A 329-nucleotide genomic window follows, 5' to 3' on the forward strand; every position below is an offset into this window, starting at 1 on the left:
GGCGACCGGCCAGAAAGCGCGCCACGGTCTCCGGCGGGTTGACCGTTGCGGATAACCCGATACGCTGCGCCGGCCGGGCCAGCTGCGCATCGAGCCGCTCCAGCGACAGGGCCAGATGGGCGCCGCGTTTGTTGCCCGCCAGCGCATGAATTTCATCAACGATGACGCTGGTGACGCCGCGCAGCGTATCGCGCCCCTGCGAGGTGAGCAGCAGATAGAGCGACTCTGGCGTGGTGATTAAGATATCGGGCGGATGGCGGCGCAGCGCTGCCCGCTCGCGCGCCGGGGTATCGCCGCTGCGGATCCCGCAACGGAGCGTGATGGCCGGC

1 protein-coding gene is annotated in these 329 nt (G+C 69.3%); it reads right to left on the minus strand.

The features are described from left to right. A partial coding sequence (locus HA43_RS18555; protein WP_128083833.1) for a DEAD/DEAH box helicase occupies positions 1 to 329 on the minus strand: 329 nt, incomplete at both ends.

The organism is Pantoea eucrina (genome assembly GCF_002095385.1).
Lineage (GTDB): Bacteria > Pseudomonadota > Gammaproteobacteria > Enterobacterales > Enterobacteriaceae > Pantoea > Pantoea eucrina.